Below are 16220 nucleotides of genomic sequence, written 5' to 3'. Positions count from 1 at the left end.
GGTGTCGTTCGGTGTGGAGTGTGCCTGGACGGCGGCCCTCGATGTGAGCCTGGGCGCCAACCTAGTCACCTCGAACCCGCTGGTCATCCTGGACCCCGTGTCATCTGCGCCGGGCCGGTGTGCTGCACGGACACGCGATCGGACCGGACGGTGCAGTAACCGTGCCGTCACCGCTGGTCAGCAGGCCGTCGGCCGGCCCGCCGCCGGCCCAGCGACCACCCGGCCAGGCCGGACAGCCCCAGCAGCCCGGCCACGACCAGCACGGCACCGACGACGTGGCCGGCGGTCCAGAGCACCGCCCAACGGTCGTCGTCGAAGGAGAGGGTCAAGCTGCTCTGGTACGCGGTCCCCGTCGGCAGGGTCGGGTAGGCGGCCCAGCCGCCGTCGGTCGGTGACCCCGACCGGTTGGCCCACCAGAACAGCGCGACACCGAGCGCGCACAGCACCGCCCCGAGGGCCAGCACCAGCCGGGGCGCCGCACGGCTCACGCGGTGAGCTCGGCCGTCCAGCGGTCGGCGGCGGCCCGCAGCGCGGCGGCGTCCGGCCCGGCCTGCAGCACGTCCCGGGAGACGGTGGGGACGACGGCGCGCCCGGTGCCGAACAGCCGGCGCAGGTCCGCGACCGACCCGCCCTGCGCGCCCAGGCCCGGGGCGAGCACCGGTCCCCCGAGCCCGTCGAGGTCGACGTCCAGGTCGGGCAGGGTGGCGCCCACGACCACGCCGAAGGAGCCCGTGGTCGGGCCCCACCGACCCGCCACGTCGCGCACTGCGGCGACGTCGGGCAGCGGGTCGCCCACCACCCACCCCGGGGTGTTCCAGCCACGGACGGTGTCCACCACCACCTGGGCGACGGTCCGCTCCCCCACCAGAGCGTGCTGCAGCGTGCCGGCGTCCGGGTTGGAGGTGCGGGCCAGCACGAACAGCCCGCCGCCGTACAGGCGGGCGGTGTCCACGGCCGGCTGCAGGGAACCCGGGCCCAGGAAGGGGCTGACCGTCAGGGCGTCCACGGCCAGCGGGTGCTCGGGGCGCAGGTAGTCGGCGTAGGCGTCCATCGTGGAGCCGATGTCGCCACGCTTGGCGTCCAGCAGGACCAGCGCACCGGCCGCCCGGGCGCGCACGACGGCCTCCTCCAGCACGGCCAGCCCGCGGGAGCCGTGCCGCTCGTAGAAGGCCAGCTGCGGCTTGAGCACCGCGACGTGCCCGGCGAGGGCGTCCACGACGGCGTCGGTGAACCGGGCCAGCCCCTCGGGGCTGTCGGGCAGCCCCCAGCGCTCCAGCAGCGGCACGTGCGGGTCGATGCCCACGCAGAGCGGACCGCGGGCGGCGACGGCGTCGGCCAGCCGCTCCCCGAAGGTGCCGCTCACGCCGCTGCCCCGGCGAGCTCGGTGACGCACGCCCGGGCGAGGAACGGGTCGGCGAAGGCACCGGTGGCGGTCTGCACGCCGGCCGCGCCGAGCTCCAGCAGCGCCGCGCAGCTCGCGGGGTCGGTCACCCCGCCCATCGCCAGCACGTCGAAGTCGAACCCGCCGGCCGTCCGCAGGTCCAGCAGCCGGGCGGTGAAGTCCAGGGCGAGGTCGCGCACCGCGGCGCCGGAGACCCCGGCCAGCGGCCGCCCCGGGAAGGTGGGCCGGCCGTCGGCGCGCTGCACCGCGCACTGCACCGTGTTGATGGCGGCCACCCCGTCCAGGTGCGGCGCGATCCGCGGCAGCAGGCCGGCCAGCGCCGGCCCGTCCAGCCAGGAGAGCTTGGCGACCAGCCCGGTGCTGCTGGACAGCGCGCGCCGGGTGGTCTCGACGATCGCGGTGGTCAGCTCGGCGTCCAGGCAGATCGGCGGCCGCACCCCGCCCTGGGCGGCGTCCAGCGCGTTGGGGCAGGACAGGTTGAGCTCCACCACCGGGGCGCCGGCGGACTCGGCCAGCCGCGCCGTGCGGGCGAAGTCCTCGGCGATCGCCTGCAGCTGCGGCGGGCCCTCGCCGACGTCCTCCCCCAGCACGCTGACCAGCAGCAGCTGGTCGTCGGCCAGGCAGCGGACGGCGGCGGCGACGTCCTCGGTCCAGACCGCCGGGTCCGGCGACGGCACCCCGAAGGAGTTCGCGCTGGTCACCGCCGGGTCCCCGGGCGGCACCCAGTCCGACGGCTCGGCGGTGACCACCGGCGGCGGGCCGTCGACCGCGAACGGCTCGCGCACCGCAGGAACGAACGCCCAGTTGGGGAACTGGTTGGCCGGGTGCGGGCGGCTGCGGACCGTCTTGTAGGTGAGCAGGTTGAAGCCGTTGCCGGCCAGGTACTGCACCCAGGCCGCGGTGCCGGTCATCGGACAGGCCGGGACGCCGATCGGGAAGCCGGTCCGCCGGCCGAGCACCGACCAGCTGCCGGCGGCCCGCGGGCGGACCGGCAACCGGGGCCCGGGCGGACCGACGCGCGCGGCGGCCACGTCGTCGGTGAGGGCGTAGGCCGGGAAGCGCACCCCCGAGCGGGCCAGCAGCCGGTGCTGTCCCGCGGTGGCCAGCAGCCGGACGAGGGCGGGCAGGTCGTCGGCGGCCAGCCCGTCCCGGTCCAGCGCGGTGGTGAGCCGGACGAGCCAGGCGGGCTCGGGAGCGGGGGCGCCGTCCAGTCGTGCGACGGCCGCGGCGTGCAGGGTCCGGAGCACGGGGCCGGTCAGCCCGGCCGCGCGCGCCTCCCGGCCCAGCTCGGCTGCGGCGCCCCCGCCCCCGGTCACGCCGGGGTCCCGGCCGCCGCCTGGGCGGCGGCCAGGGCCTGGTGCAGGTCCTGCAGGCTGCGCACCCCGATGTCACCGCGGCGCAGGGCCTCCACGCCCTGCACGGTGGCCGCCATGCCCTGCACGGTGGTGATGCACGGGATGCCGGCGCTGACCGCGGCGGCCCGGATCTCGTACCCGTCCAGCCGCGGCCCGCTGTTGCCCGGCGTGCCGAACGGGGTGTTGACCACCAGGTCGATCTCACCGGCCAGTATCCGCTCGACCACGTTGCCCGGCCCCTGGGAGAACTTCCCGACCACCTCGCAGGCGACCCCGTTGCGGCGGAGCACCTGCGCGGTGCCCACCGTGGCCAGCACCCGGAAGCCCAGGTCGGCCAGCCGCTTGACCGGGAAGACCGCCGAGCGCTTGTCCCGGTTGGCCAGCGACACGAACACCGTGCCGCCGGTCGGCAGGTCGCCGTAGGCGGCGGCCTGGGACTTGGCGAACGCGGTGCCGAACTCCGCGTCGATGCCCATCACCTCACCGGTCGACTTCATCTCCGGCCCGAGCACGGTGTCCACCCCGTGGCCCTCCATGGTCCGGAAGCGGTGGAACGGCAGCACCGCCTCCTTCACCGCGATCGGGCCGTCGACCGGCAGGTCGGTGCCGTCACCGGTGGCCGGCAGCACGCCCTCGGTGCGCAGCTGGGCGATCGTCTGGCCGACCGCGATCCGCGCCGCGGCCTTGGCCAGCTGCACCGCGGTCACCTTCGACACGAACGGCACCGTGCGGGAGGCGCGCGGGTTGGCCTCCAGCACGTAGAGGACGTCGTCCTTCAGCGCGTACTGCACGTTCATCAGTCCGCGCACCCCGATCCGGGCGGCGAGCGCCTCGGTGGCCCGCCGGATGGTCTGCAGGTCCTCACCGCCCAGGGTGATCGGCGGCAGCGCGCACGCCGAGTCACCGGAGTGGATCCCGGCCTCCTCGATGTGCTCCATGACCCCGCCCAGGTACAGGTCGGTGCCGTCGTAGAGCGCGTCGACGTCGATCTCCACGGCGTCCTCGAGGAACCGGTCGACCAGCACCGGGTGGTCGGCGCTCACGTCGGTGGCCTTGGTGATGTAGGCCTCGAGCATGGCGTCCTCGTAGACGATCTCCATCCCGCGCCCGCCGAGCACGTAGGAGGGCCGCACCAGCACCGGGTAGCCGATGGACGCCGCGATCGCCACGGCCTCGGCCGACGTCGTCGCCATGCCGTGCTTGGGCGCGAGCAGGCCGGTGTCGGACAGCACCCGGGAGAACTCGCCGCGGTCCTCGGCGGCGTCGATCGCCTCCGGGGAGGTGCCCAGCACCGGGACGCCGGCGTCCTTGAGCCGCTGCGCCAGGCCCAGCGGGGTCTGCCCGCCGAGGGTGCAGATGACCCCGGCGACCGGGCCGGCAGCGCGCTCGGCCTCCACGACCTCGAGCACGTCCTCGAAGGTGAGCGGCTCGAAGTACAGCCGGTCGGCGGTGTCGTAGTCGGTGGAGACGGTCTCCGGGTTGCAGTTGACCATCACCGCCTCGTAGCCGGCGTCCTGCAGGGCCATCACCGCGTGCACGCAGGAGTAGTCGAACTCCACCCCCTGCCCGATCCGGTTCGGCCCCGACCCGAGGATCAGCACCGCCGGGCGCTCCCGCGGCTCCACCTCGGTCTCGGAGTCGTAGGAGGAGTAGTGGTACGGCGTGCGGGCGGCGAACTCGGCGGCGCAGGTGTCCACGGTCTTGTAGACCGGCCGGATGCCCAGCCGCCAGCGCAGCGTGCGGACCCCGTCCTCCCCCGCCAGCTCCGGCCGCAGCACGGCCACCTGGCGGTCGGACAGGCCGTGCCGCTTGGCCTGGCGCAGCAGCTCCGGCGTCAGCGACGGCGCCTCCCGGACCTCCTCGCCGATCTCGTCGACCATGGCGATCTGGTCGACGAACCAGGTGTCGAAGCCGCTGGCCGCCGACACCTCCTCGACCGTGGCGCCCGCGGCCAGGGCCCGCTGGGCGGTGTACAGCCGGCCGTCGACGGGGGTGCGCAGCTGCTCCACCAGCGCCGCGGCGTCCGCGGGCTGGGCGGCGTCGGTCCAGAACCCGGCCGCCGCGGTCTCCGTCGACCGCATCGCCTTGCCCAGCGCCTCGGTGAAGTTGCGGCCCATCGCCATCACCTCGCCGACGCTCTTCATCGTCGTGGTCAGCCGCGGGTCGGCACCGGGGAACTTCTCGAAGGCGAAGCGCGGGATCTTCACCACCACGTAGTCCAGCGACGGCTCGAACGACGCCGGGGTGACCCCGGTGATGTCGTTGGTGATCTCGTCGAGCGTGTAGCCGATGGCCAGCTTGGCGGCGATCTTGGCGATCGGGAAGCCGGTGGCCTTCGACGCCAGGGCGCTGGACCGCGACACCCGCGGGTTCATCTCGATGACGACCAGCCGGCCGGTCTCCGGGTGGACGGCGAACTGGATGTTGCAGCCGCCGGTGTCCACGCCGACCTCGCGCAGCACGGCGATGCCCACGTCGCGCATCTGCTGGTACTCGCGGTCGGTGAGCGTCATCGCCGGGGCGACCGTCACCGAGTCACCGGTGTGCACGCCCATCGCGTCGATGTTCTCGATCGAGCAGATGACCACCACGTTGTCGCTGCGGTCGCGCATCAGCTCGAGCTCGAACTCCTTCCAGCCGAGCACCGACTCCTCGATCAGCACGGTGTGCACCGGGGAGTCGGCCAGCCCGTGGCCGGCCATCCGGCGCAGCATCGGCTCGTCGGTGGCGATGCCCGAGCCCAGCCCGCCCATGGTGAAGCTGGGCCGGATGACCACCGGGTAGCCGACCTCGGCGGCGGTGGCCAGCGCCTCCTCGACGGTCCCGCAGACCGTCGAGCGCGGGGCGTCGGCGCCGATGGAGCGCACGATGTCCTTGAACTTCTGCCGGTCCTCGCCGCGGTTGATCGCGTCGACGTCGGCGCCGATGAGCTGGACGCCGTACTTCTCCAGCACCCCGTTCTCGTACAGCCCGATGGCGAGGTTCAGCGCCGTCTGGCCGCCCAGGGTGGCCAGCAGCGCGTCGGGGCGCTCCTTGGCGATCACCCGCTCGACGAACTCCGGCGTCAGCGGCTCCACGTAGGTGGCGTCGGCGACCTCGGGGTCGGTCATGATCGTGGCCGGGTTGCTGTTGACCAGGCTGACCCGCAGCCCCTCGGCCTTGAGCACCCGGCAGGCCTGGGTGCCCGAGTAGTCGAACTCGCTGGCCTGGCCGATGACGATCGGCCCGGAGCCGATCACGAGCACGTGCTGCAGATCTGTCCGCTTGGGCATCAGGGCTTCTCCCCCGTGGTGTGGTCGACGATCGGCGGGGGCGTGACCGCGTTGCCGCGTTCCCGCTCGGCGGTCATCAGGTCGACGAACCGGCCGAACAGCGGGTTGGCGTCGTGCGGCCCGGCCGCGGCCTCGGGGTGGAACTGCACGCTGAAGGCCGGGGTCTCCAGCAGCCGCAGGCCCTCGACCACCTGGTCGTTGAGCCCGACGTGGCTGACCTCCACCGGCCCGAACGGCGTGTCGACCGGCCGGTCCAGCGGGGCGTCGACGGCGAAGCCGTGGTTGTGGCTGGTGACCCGGACCGTGCCGCTGACCCGGTCCAGCACCGGCTGGTTGAGCCCGCGGTGCCCGAAGCGCAGCTTGTAGGTGCCCAGGCCCAGGGCCCGGCCGAGGATCTGGTTGCCGAAGCAGATGCCGAAGAGCGGACGCCGGGCCTCCAGCACCCCGCGCACCGCGGCGACCGCGTAGTCGGCGGCCGCCGGGTCGCCGGGCCCGTTGGAGACGAAGACGCCGTCCACCCCGTGCTCGAGCAGCTGCTCGGCGGTCGCGGTGGCCGGCAGCACGTGCGTCTCGACGCCGAGCTCGGCCAGGTACCGCGGGGTGGCGGTCTTGATGCCCAGGTCGAGGGCGGCGATGGTGAACCGCTTCTCCCCCACCGCCGGGACGACGTAGGGCTCGTCGGCGCTGACGCTCGGCGCCAGGTCCGCCCCGGTCATGCTCGGGCTGGCGGTCACCCGGGCCAGCAGCTCGTCGGCCCCCAGCTCGGTGCTGATCCCCGCCCGCATCGCGCCGCGGTCCCGCAGGTGGCGGGTCAGCGCGCGGGTGTCGATGCCGCTGATCCCCACCACCCCCTGGGCGACCAGCTCGTCGTCCAGGCTGCCGGTGGCCCGCCAGTTGGCCGGGCGTCGGGCCGGGTCGCGGACCACGAAGCCGGCCACCCACATCCGGCGGCTCTCGTCGTCCTCGCCGTTGACGCCGGTGTTGCCCACGTGCGGCGCGGTCATCGTGATGATCTGGCCCGCGTAGCTGGGGTCGGTGAGCGTCTCCTGGTAGCCGGTCATCCCGGTGGAGAACACCGCCTCGCCGACGGTCGTGCCGGTCGCGCCGTAGGCGTCGCCGTGAAAGGTCCTGCCGTCCTCGAGGACGAGGATCGCGTCGCTCACTTCTGTGCCTTCCCGTCCATCACGGTCGCCACGCCCCGCAGGAACGTGGCGACCACCCGGCCGGGGAGCTCCCGGCCGGCATAGGGGCTGTTGCGGCTGCGGCTGGCCAGCGCGGCCGGGTCGACCGTGGCCCGGTGCGTGGGGTCCAGCAGCAGCAGGTTGGCCGGCTCGCCGACGGCGAGCGGTCGGCCGTGGGTCTCCAGCCGGCCGATGGCGGCGGGGCGGACCGACATGCGGTCGGCGACCCCGCGCCAGTCGAGCAGCCCGGGCTCGACCATGGTCTGCACGACGATCGAGAGCGCCTGCTCCAGGCCGAGCATCCCCGGGCGGGCCGAGGCCCACTCGCTCTCCTTGTCCTCCACCGCGTGCGGGGCGTGGTCGGTGGCGACGGCGTCGATCGTGCCGTCGGCCAGCCCGGCCCGCAGCGCCTGGACGTCGGCGTCCGTGCGCAGCGGCGGGTTCACCTTGAACACCGGGTCGTAGGTCTCCGCGCACTCGTCGGTGAGCAGCAGGTGGTGCGGGGTCACCTCGGCGGTGACCTGCACCCCACGGGACTTCGCCCAGCGCAGGATCTCCACCGACCCGGCGGTCGACACGTGGCAGACGTGCAGCCGGGCCCCGACGTGCCCGGCCAGCAGCACGTCGCGGGCGATCACCGCCTCCTCGGCCGCGGCCGGCCAGCCGGCCAGCCCCAGCCGGGCGGAGCGGTCGCCCTCGTTCATCTGCGCGCCCACGGTGAGCCGGGGCTCCTCCGCGTGCTGGGCGACGACGCCGTCGAGGGCCTTGACGTACTCCAGGGCGCGGCGCATCAGCGCGGGGTCGGCGACGCAGTGCCCGTCGTCGGAGAACACCCGCACCCGGGCGGCGGAGTCGGCCATCGCGCCGAGCTCGGCCAGCCGTTCCCCGCGCAGGCCGACGGTGACCGCCCCGACCGGGACGACGTCGACCAGACCGGCCTCCTGGCCCAGCCGCCAGACCTGCTCCACCACACCGGCGGTGTCCGCGACCGGGTCGGTGTTGGCCATCGCGTGCACCGCGGTGAACCCGCCCAGGGCCGCGGCCCGGCTGCCGGTCTCGACCGTCTCGGCGTCCTCCCGGCCCGGCTCCCGCAGGTGGGTGTGCAGGTCGACCAGCCCGGGCAGCGCGACCAACCCGGCCGCGTCGACCACCTGGGCGCCGTCGGCGGACAGGTCGGTGCCGATGGCGGTGATCACGCCGTCGACCAGCAGCAGGTCGACGGCGTCCTCGCCGTACGGGCGGGCGCCCGTGATCAGGGTGCTCATTCGGGTGCGCCTCCCAGCAGCAGGTACAGGACGGCCATGCGCACGCTCACGCCGTTGCCGACCTGGTCGACGATGGTGGAGCGGGCCGAGTCGGCCACCTCGGCGGCGATCTCCATGCCGCGGTTCATCGGGCCGGGGTGCATGACGATCGCGTCGTCGGGCAACGCGGCCATCCGTCGCCCGTCCAGGCCGTAGCGCCGGCTGTACTCGCGGGCGCTGGGGAAGAACGAGGCGTTCATCCGCTCGGCCTGCACCCGCAGCATCATCACCACGTCGGCCTTGGGCAGCACGGCGTCCAGGTCGTAGCCCACCGCGACCGGCCAGCTGCCCACACCCACCGGCAGCAGGGTCGGCGGGGCCACCAGGGTGACCTCGGCGCCCAGCGTGGACAGCAGCCAGACGTTGGAGCGCGCGACCCGGCTGTGCAGCACGTCGCCGACGATCACCACCCGCACGCCGTCGAGCCGGCCCAGCCGCTGCCGGATCGTGTAGGCGTCCAGCAGCGCCTGGGTGGGGTGCTCGTGGGTGCCGTCGCCGGCGTTCACCACGCTGCCCTTGACCCAGCGGGCCAGCCGGTGCGGAGCCCCCGACGCCTGGTGCCGGATGACGATCGCGTCGCTGCCCATCGCCTCCAGGGTCAGCGCGGTGTCCTTGAGGCTCTCGCCCTTGGAGACGCTGCTGCCCTTGGCGGAGAAGTTGATGACGTCGGCGGAGAGCCGCTTGGCGGCCAGCTCGAAGGAGATGCGGGTGCGGGTGGAGTCCTCGTAGAAGAGGTTGACCACCGTGCGCCCGCGCAGGGTGGGGAGCTTCTTGACCTCCCGGCCCGCCAGCGCGGACTCGATCTGGCCGGCGGTGTCCAGGACGAGGGTCGCGTCGGCCCGGTCGAGGTCCCCGGCCTCCAGCAGGTGCCGCTTCACGCGCCCTCCCCCTCGGTCAGCAGGACCTCGTCCAGCCCGTCGACCTCGGCCAGGTGCACCTTCACCGACTGGGAGCGGGAGGTCGGCACGTTCTTGCCCACGTAGTCGGCCCGGATCGGCAGCTCCCGGTGGCCGCGGTCGACCAGCACCGCCAGCTGCACGGCCCGCGGCCGGCCGAGGTCCCGCAGCGCGTCCAGGGCGGCGCGCACCGACCGGCCGGAGAACAGCACGTCGTCCACGAGCACCACCAGCCGGCCGTCGACCCCGGCACCCGGCAGCCGGGTGTCCTCCAGGGCCCGGACGCCGCGCAGCCGCAGGTCGTCGCGGTAGAGGGTGATGTCGACGGTGCCGACGTCGACCGCGGTGCCGCTGAAGGCCTCGATCCGGGCCGCCAGCCGGCGGGCCAGCGGGGCGCCGCGGGTGGGGATCCCGACGAGCACCAGGTCACCCAGGCCGCCGTCGGGGGTGCCGGCGGAGGAGGCGCTCGCCGCGCGCTCGATCAGCTGGTGGGCGATCCGGTCGACCACCCGGGCGACGTCGTCCGCGCTCAGCAACGGCGGGGGGCCACCGGCGGACGGCTCGGTGGGCGGTGGCACGGGCAGCTCTGATGACGTGGTCATCAAGCCTCCTTCCCCGCCTCACGGGACGGGTCGTTAAAGGAGAATCTGCGCCGCCGGCCGGACCGGCCGACGACGAGGTGGACCGCCGAAGACGGTACTGCACCGCCGGGAGTGGCCCGCATCGCACCGGGCAGTCGCACCCGGCAGACGGCCGCCGTGCGGGCTCCTGACCCGTTGGGGGCTCCCGGACTGTCGCCACACCGGCTGTGCCAGTACTCTGCGTGACCAGAACCGTTCCCTACCGACGACAGTCAGTGAGCAGAGGTCATGAGCACCGACTACTCCAGGGCGCTGGGCGCCCGCCTGCGGGCCATCCGCAACCAGCAAGGGCTGTCGTTGCAGGGCGTGGAGGACAAGTCCCACGGCCGCTGGAAGGCCGTCGTGGTCGGCTCCTACGAGCGCGGCGACCGTGCGGTCACCGTGCAGCGGCTGTCCGAGCTGGCCGTCTTCTACGGCGTGCCCGTCTCCGAGCTGCTGCCCGACCCGCGGCCGAGCTCCGCGGTCACCAAGAGCACGAAGATCGTGCTCAACCTGGAGTCGCTGGGCTCGCTGCCCGCCGACGAGGCCGGCCCGCTGGCCCGCTACGCCTCGACCATCCAGGCGCAGCGGCACGACTACAACGGCAAGGTGCTCTCGATCCGCGCCGAGGACCTGAAGTCGCTGGCGATCATCTACGACATGAGCCCCGACGAGCTGACCACCCGGCTCATCGAGTGGGGCGTGCTCTCCCCGGGCGTCGACGGTGTCGGCTACGCCACCGAGGAGGACGACGACGCGTCCTGGGGCGAACGCCGCCGCGCGCCGCGCTAGCAGGACCGGACGCGAATGGCCCACCCCGCGCTGCGGAGTGGGCCATCGGCGTTCGGCCCCGCTGCAGGGGCCCGCGCCGAACGTGCGAGGCGTGGGAGGCAGCGGGGTCCTTGCTCAGGTGGGGATCTCGGCGCGGACGATGCCGCCGAGGACGCCGTTGACGTAGGCCGGCGAGTCGTCGGTGGAGAGGGCCTTGGCCAGCTCCACCGCCTCGTCGATGACCACCGCGTCGGGGACGTCGTCGACCCACAGCAGCTCGAAGACGGCCATCCGCAGGATCGCCCGGTCGACGTCGGGGAGCCGGTCCAGCGACCAGCCGGAGGCGTGCTCCTCGATCAGCTCGTCGATCCGGGCCTGCTGCGCGACAGCACCCTCGACCAGCCGGACGGCGTGCTCGGGCACCGGCGGGTTGCCGTCGGCGATGCGGTCCCGCAGGACCGCGAGCGGGTCGCTGGAGCGCAGGTCGGCCTCGTAGAGGACGTCGACCGCGCGCTTGCGCGCCTTGGTGCGGGCTGCCACGAGGTCAGCTGACCCGGCCGAGGTAGCGGCCGTCGCGGGTGTCGATCTTCAGCTTCTCGCCGGTGGTGATGAACAGCGGCACCTGGACCTCCGCACCGGTCTCCAGCGTCGCCGGCTTCGTGCCGCCGGTGGAGCGGTCGCCCTGCAGGCCCGGGTCGGTGTGCTGCACGACCAGCTCCATGGTCACCGGCAGCTCGACGTACAGCGGGGTCTCGTTGTGCACCGCCACCGTGACCTCGGTGTTCTCCAGCAGGTAGTTCGCACCGTCCCCGAGGGTCGTGGCGGGGACGTAGATCTGCTCGAAGGTGTCGCCGTCCATGAAGACGTAGTCGGTGCCGTCGGCGTAGAGGAACGTCATCGACCGCTTGTCGACGTTGGCCGTCTCGATCTTCAGGCCGGCGTTGAACGTGCGGTCGACGACCTTGCCGGAGAGCACGTTCTTCAGGGTGGTGCGCACGAAGGCGCCACCCTTGCCCGGCTTCACGTGCTGGAAGTCGGTGACGGTCCACAGCTGGCCGTCCAGGTTGAGGACGGTGCCGTTCTTGAGGTCGTTGGTGGTAGCCATCTAGAGGACCAGCAGTTCCTTGCTCGTGAGGGTCAACAACTCGGGCTCGTCGTCCGTGACGATCAAGGTGTCCTCGATCCGGACACCGCCGTGGCCGGGCAGGTACACGCCTGGCTCCACGGTGACGGCCATGCCAGCGGCCAGGGTACCTGCGCCCAGTGCCGAGATGCCCGGAGCCTCGTGGATCTCCAGGCCGACACCGTGCCCCAGCCCGTGGGTGAAGTGCTCGCCGTGCCCGGCGGCGACGATGACGTCCCGGGCCGCGGCGTCCACCGCGGTCACCTGTGCGCCGACCGCCAGCGCCGCCCGACCGGCCGCTTGCGAGGCAGCGACCAGCTCGTACACCTCGCGCTGCCAGTCCGCCGCGTGCCCCAGCACCAGGGTGCGGGTCATGTCGGAGTGGTAGCCGTCGACGGTGGCCCCGAAGTCCAGCTTGAGGAAGTCACCTTCGGTCAGCTCGGTGGAGTCGGGCCGGTGGTGCGGGATGGCCGAGTTCGCCCCGGCCGCCACGATCGTCTCGAAGCTCGGCGCCTCGGCACCCAGCGCGAGCATCCGGGCGTCCAGTTCCCGGCCCACCTGCAGCTCGGTGCGCCCGGGGCGCAGGGCGCCCTCGGCGGCCAGCTCGGCCAGCGCCGCGTCGGCGACCGCGCAGGCCCGCCGCAGCGCCTCGATCTCGCCCTCGTCCTTGACCGCGCGCAGCACCTCCACCGCCCGGCGGATGCTCACCAGCTCCACGGCGGCGCCGTCCTCACCGAGCATCCGCTCCAGGCCGTGCAGCTCGTCGACGGTCACCACGTGGGACTCGAAGCCCAGCCGGGTCGCCCCGCCGGTGCGGGCGGCCCGGGCCAGGGCGGGCATCGTGGCCCGGTCGACCAGCAGCTCCACGTCGGGCACCTGGGTGCCGGCCTGCATGGTGTACCGGCCGTCGGTGCCGAAGAGGTCCCCGCTGCCCGCGGAGCCACCGTCGGTGCGCAGCAGCAGCGCGCCGTTGGAGCCGGTGAAGCCGGTCAGGTAGCGGACGTTGAGCAGGTCGGTGACCAGGACGGCGTCCAGCCCGGCGGCCGCTGCGGCGGCGCGCAGCCGGTCCCGGCGGCCGGCCTCGGGGCGGGTCACCGGGCTCCCCGGGCGGCCAGGTGGCGCAGCGCCAGCTCGTACCCCTGCACCCCGAGCCCGACGATCACCCCGTCGGCCACTGCCGAGACGTAGGAGTGGTGCCGGAACGGCTCGCGGGTGTGCACGTTGCTGATGTGCACCTCCACCACCGGGGCGGTGACCGCCGCGAGCGCGTCCCGGAGGACCACCGAGGTGTGCGACCACCCGCCGGGGTTGATCACCACCGGGTCGCCGGCGTCGGTCGCATCGTGCACCCAGCCGAGCAGCTCGCCCTCGGAGTCGGTCTGCCGGACGACGACGTCCAGCCCCAGCTCGGCGGCGGCGGACTCGATCAGCTGCACCAGCTCGGCGTGGGTGGTCGTGCCGTAGACCTCGGGCTCGCGGGTGCCGAGCCGGCCGAGGTTGGCGCCGTTGAGCACCTGGATCGTCATGCGCGGTCTCCGTTCACGGCGGCCCAGGCGGCGTCCAGCCAGGCCTGGTCGGGGTCGGTCAGGATGGTCGGCGCACCGAGCCCGTCGAGGACGACGAAGCGCAGTGAGGCGCCGCGGGCCTTCTTGTCCACCCGCATCACCGACTGCAGCTGGGCCCAGTCGCCCCGGTAGGTGGTGGGCAGGCCCATGGCATCGACCAGCTCGCGGTGCCGGTCGGCGTCGGCGCGGGACAGCCGCCCGGCCTGGCAGGCCAGCTCGGCGGCGAACACCAGCCCGACCGCCACCGCCTCCCCGTGCCGCCAGCCGAAGTCCTCGACCCGCTCGATCGCGTGCCCCAGGGTGTGCCCGTAGTTGAGGAACTCCCGGCGGCCGGTGTCGTAGAGGTCGTCGGCCACGGCGTCGGCCTTGACCTGCACGGCTCGCGCGATCAGCTCGGCGGTGTCCGCCCGACCGGTCGGGTCGGCCGCCAGCAGCTCCAGCACGCGCCCGTCGGCGATGAAGCCGCACTTGACGACCTCGGCGAGCCCGGAGCGGAACTCCGCCTCGGGCAGCCCGGCCAGCGCGTCGGTGTCGGCCAGCACCGCCGCCGGCGGGTGGAAGGCGCCGACCAGGTTCTTGCCGGCCGCGGTGTTGATGCCGGTCTTCCCCCCGACCGCGGCGTCGACCATGGCCAGCAGGCTGGTCGGCACCTGCACCACCCGGATCCCGCGGGTCCAGGTGGCGGCGAGGAACCCGGCCAGGTCGGTGACCGCTCCCCCACCGATGCCCACCACGGCGTCGGACCGGGTGAGCCCCAGCCGGCCGAACTCCTCCCAGGCACCGGCGGCGACCTCCGCCGTCTTGGCCGCCTCGCCGTCGGGGACGACGACCGCCTCGGCGGCGACCCCGGCCTGCTGCAGCGTCTCGACCGCGGCACCGGCCGCCCCGGCCAGCGCCCGGCTGTGCACCACGGCGGCGCGGGCGGTGCCGTCCAGCACCAGCCCCAGCTGGGCCTGCACCCCCGGGCCGATGAGCACGTCGTAGGGCCGGTCGCCGCCCACGGTGATCCGCTGGGCGGTCACCGGGTGCCCGCCCCGACCGCGGTGAGCACCTCGGCCACCACGTCCTCGACCGGACGGGCCGAGGTGACGACGGTCGCGGTGGCGACCTCGGCGTAGAGCGGGGCGCGGGTCTCGAGCATGGTCCGTAGCATGGCGCGTGGGTTCACCGCGAGCAGCGGCCGGTCCCGGGACAGCCCCACCCGCTTGGCCGCCGAGGTGACGTCGACGTCCAGCCAGACCACGGCGCCGCCGGCCCGCCCGTGGGCGACCAGCCGCTCCCGGGTGGCCGCGCTGGTGACCGCGCCGCCGCCGAGGGCCAGGACGCCGTCGTGCTCGGCCAGCGCGCGGGCGACGGCCTGCTCCTCCAGCGCCCGGAAGTGCGGTTCGCCCTGCTGCACGAAGAGGTCGGCCACCGTGCTCCCGGTGTGGGCCTCCACGTCGGCGTCGGTGTCCCGGAACGGCAGGTCGAGCGCCCGGGCGACCGCGGCGCCCACCGTCGTCTTGCCCGACGCGGGCGGCCCCACCACGACCAGGGCGGGGCCGGTCACCGGTAGGTCAGGGCGTCGAGGTAGCCCTGCACGTTCCGGCGGGTCTCTGGCACCGAGTCCCCGCCGAACTTCTCCAGCACCGCGTCGGCCAGCACCAGGGCGACCATCGCCTCCATGACCACGCTGCCGCGCGGCACGGCACAGGCGTCGCTGCGCTGGTTGATCGCGACCGCTGCCTCGCCGGTGGCGGTGTCGATCGTGGCCAGCGCACGCGGCACCGTGCTGATCGGTTTCATGGCGGCACGTACCCGCAGCACCTCGCCGTTGGTCATGCCGCCCTCGATGCCGCCGGCCCGGTCGGTGCGCCGGGAGAGCCGGTCGCCGTCCACGTCGATCTCGTCGTGGGCGACCGAGCCGCGCCGGCGGGCGGTCTCCAGCCCGTCACCGACCTCGACGGCCTTGACCGACTGCACGCCCATCAGCGCCCCGGCCAGCCGGGAGTCCAACCGGCGGTCCCAGTGCACGTGGCTGCCCAGGCCCGGCGGCAGGCCGTGGACGACCACCTCGATCACCCCGCCCAGGGTGTCGCCGGACTTGCGGGCGTCGTCGATCTCGGCGGTCATCCGCGCGCTCGTGGCCGGGTCGGCACAGCGCACCGGGTCCTCGTCCACGCGCGGGTTGTCCTCCGGGCCGGGCAGCACCCCGTCGGGGACGGTGACCGGCCCGATCCCCACCACGTGGCTGACCACCCGCACCCCGAGCACCTGGTGCAGGAACGCCTGCGCCACGGTGCCCAGCGCGACGCGGGCGGCGGTCTCCCGCGCGCTCGCCCGCTCCAGCACGGGGCGGACGTCGTCGAAGCCGTACTTCTGCATGCCGGCGAGGTCGGCGTGACCGGGGCGCGGGCGGGTGAGCGGGGCGTTGCGCGCCTGCCCCTCCAGCACCTCGGGGTCGACCGGGTCCGCGGCCATCACGCTCTGCCACTTCGGCCACTCGGTGTTGCCGACCTGGACGGCGATCGGCCCACCCTGGGTCACCCCGTGCCGGACGCCGCCGGTGAGGGTGACGACGTCCTCCTCGAACTTCATCCGCGCACTGCGGCCGTGGCCGAGGCGGCGGCGGGAGAGCTGGGCGTCGAGGTCGGTGGTCTGCACCCGCACCCCGGCGGGCAGCCCCTCCAGGATGGCGGTGAGCTGTTGACCGTGCGACTCACCTGCGGTCAACCAGCGCAACATGCCGGCG

16 protein-coding genes are annotated in these 16220 nt (G+C 74.2%); 1 reads left to right on the top strand and 15 read right to left on the bottom strand.

Going from position 1 to position 16220, the window contains the following annotated elements; all coding sequences use genetic code 11:
- Positions 1-167: 167 nt before the first annotated feature.
- The 8 genes from O2V61_RS08615 to pyrR are packed head-to-tail and all read right to left on the bottom strand — an operon-like array spanning position 168 to position 10012.
- On the bottom strand, positions 168-488 hold the full coding sequence (locus O2V61_RS08615; protein ID WP_269182875.1) for a hypothetical protein: 321 nt from the start codon (positions 486-488) through the stop codon (positions 168-170).
- Entirely contained in the window at positions 485-1363 is an 879-nt protein-coding gene (pyrF, locus tag O2V61_RS08610) for an orotidine-5'-phosphate decarboxylase (protein ID WP_269182874.1), read from the bottom strand. Before pyrF ends, O2V61_RS08615 begins: the two co-directional genes overlap by 4 nt.
- Positions 1360-2718, bottom strand: a complete 1359-nt coding sequence (locus O2V61_RS08605; RefSeq protein WP_269182873.1) for a dihydroorotate oxidase — start codon at positions 2716-2718, stop codon at positions 1360-1362. Before O2V61_RS08605 ends, pyrF begins: the two co-directional genes overlap by 4 nt.
- Positions 2715-6029 (bottom strand): carbamoyl-phosphate synthase large subunit, encoded by a 3315-nt coding sequence (gene carB, locus O2V61_RS08600; protein WP_269182872.1) that lies wholly within the window; start codon positions 6027-6029, stop codon positions 2715-2717. The genes O2V61_RS08605 and carB overlap by 4 nt, the downstream gene beginning before the upstream one ends.
- Positions 6029-7192 carry a glutamine-hydrolyzing carbamoyl-phosphate synthase small subunit gene (gene carA, locus O2V61_RS08595; protein WP_269182871.1) on the bottom strand — a complete coding sequence of 388 codons (1164 nt, stop codon included), beginning with the start codon at positions 7190-7192 and terminating at the stop codon, positions 6029-6031. Before carA ends, carB begins: the two co-directional genes overlap by 1 nt.
- Positions 7189-8475, bottom strand: a complete 1287-nt coding sequence (locus O2V61_RS08590; protein ID WP_269182870.1) for a dihydroorotase — start codon at positions 8473-8475, stop codon at positions 7189-7191. Before O2V61_RS08590 ends, carA begins: the two co-directional genes overlap by 4 nt.
- Positions 8472-9392: an aspartate carbamoyltransferase catalytic subunit gene (locus tag O2V61_RS08585; protein WP_269182869.1), complete on the bottom strand. Its 921-nt coding sequence runs from the start codon at positions 9390-9392 to the stop codon at positions 8472-8474. The genes O2V61_RS08590 and O2V61_RS08585 overlap by 4 nt, the downstream gene beginning before the upstream one ends.
- Complete coding sequence (pyrR, locus tag O2V61_RS08580; RefSeq protein ID WP_269182868.1) at positions 9389-10012, bottom strand: bifunctional pyr operon transcriptional regulator/uracil phosphoribosyltransferase PyrR; 624 nt, start codon at positions 10010-10012, stop codon at positions 9389-9391. The genes O2V61_RS08585 and pyrR overlap by 4 nt, the downstream gene beginning before the upstream one ends.
- A 267-nt stretch (positions 10013-10279) precedes the next feature.
- Between pyrR and bldD the strand changes: the two genes are divergently transcribed.
- The gene (gene bldD, locus O2V61_RS08575) at positions 10280-10822 is read left to right on the top strand and encodes a transcriptional regulator BldD (RefSeq protein ID WP_269171790.1); all 543 of its coding nucleotides are present in this window, start codon (positions 10280-10282) and stop codon (positions 10820-10822) included.
- A 114-nt stretch (positions 10823-10936) separates the two neighbouring features.
- Here bldD and nusB read toward each other — a convergent pair whose 3' ends face one another.
- The 7 genes from nusB to aroC are packed head-to-tail and all read right to left on the bottom strand — an operon-like array spanning position 10937 to position 16213.
- Positions 10937-11341 (bottom strand): transcription antitermination factor NusB, encoded by a 405-nt coding sequence (gene nusB / locus O2V61_RS08570; RefSeq protein ID WP_269182867.1) that lies wholly within the window; start codon positions 11339-11341, stop codon positions 10937-10939.
- 4 nt (positions 11342-11345) lie between these two features.
- Positions 11346-11906 (bottom strand): elongation factor P, encoded by a 561-nt coding sequence (gene efp / locus O2V61_RS08565; protein WP_269156862.1) that lies wholly within the window; start codon positions 11904-11906, stop codon positions 11346-11348.
- Positions 11907-13019 (bottom strand): aminopeptidase P family protein, encoded by a 1113-nt coding sequence (locus tag O2V61_RS08560; RefSeq protein WP_269182866.1) that lies wholly within the window; start codon positions 13017-13019, stop codon positions 11907-11909.
- On the bottom strand, positions 13016-13450 hold the full coding sequence (aroQ, locus tag O2V61_RS08555; protein ID WP_269182865.1) for a type II 3-dehydroquinate dehydratase: 435 nt from the start codon (positions 13448-13450) through the stop codon (positions 13016-13018). The genes O2V61_RS08560 and aroQ overlap by 4 nt, the downstream gene beginning before the upstream one ends.
- Positions 13447-14511 (bottom strand): 3-dehydroquinate synthase, encoded by a 1065-nt coding sequence (aroB, locus tag O2V61_RS08550; protein WP_269182864.1) that lies wholly within the window; start codon positions 14509-14511, stop codon positions 13447-13449. The genes aroQ and aroB overlap by 4 nt, the downstream gene beginning before the upstream one ends.
- Positions 14508-15038: a shikimate kinase gene (locus O2V61_RS08545; RefSeq protein ID WP_269182863.1), complete on the bottom strand. Its 531-nt coding sequence runs from the start codon at positions 15036-15038 to the stop codon at positions 14508-14510. Before O2V61_RS08545 ends, aroB begins: the two co-directional genes overlap by 4 nt.
- Complete coding sequence (aroC, locus tag O2V61_RS08540; RefSeq protein WP_269182862.1) at positions 15035-16213, bottom strand: chorismate synthase; 1179 nt, start codon at positions 16211-16213, stop codon at positions 15035-15037. The genes O2V61_RS08545 and aroC overlap by 4 nt, the downstream gene beginning before the upstream one ends.
- Between the last annotated feature and the right edge of the window lie 7 nt (positions 16214-16220).

Origin of the sequence: Modestobacter sp. VKM Ac-2985 (assembly GCF_026967925.1) — a bacterium.
Lineage (GTDB): Bacteria > Actinomycetota > Actinomycetes > Mycobacteriales > Geodermatophilaceae > Modestobacter.
This window is presented reverse-complemented; position numbering and strand designations above follow the sequence as displayed.

Coding starts and splice junctions, on each gene's coding strand:
- efp (WP_269156862.1), bottom strand. CDS start 11,906: ATGGCTACCACCAACGACCTCAAGAACGGCACCGTCCTCAACCTGGAC.
- aroC (WP_269182862.1), bottom strand. CDS start 16,213: ATGTTGCGCTGGTTGACCGCAGGTGAGTCGCACGGTCAACAGCTCACC.
- O2V61_RS08590 (WP_269182870.1), bottom strand. CDS start 8,475: ATGAGCACCCTGATCACGGGCGCCCGCCCGTACGGCGAGGACGCCGTC.
- pyrR (WP_269182868.1), bottom strand. CDS start 10,012: ATGACCACGTCATCAGAGCTGCCCGTGCCACCGCCCACCGAGCCGTCC.
- carB (WP_269182872.1), bottom strand. CDS start 6,029: ATGCCCAAGCGGACAGATCTGCAGCACGTGCTCGTGATCGGCTCCGGG.
- bldD (WP_269171790.1), top strand. CDS start 10,280: ATGAGCACCGACTACTCCAGGGCGCTGGGCGCCCGCCTGCGGGCCATC.
- aroQ (WP_269182865.1), bottom strand. CDS start 13,450: ATGACGATCCAGGTGCTCAACGGCGCCAACCTCGGCCGGCTCGGCACC.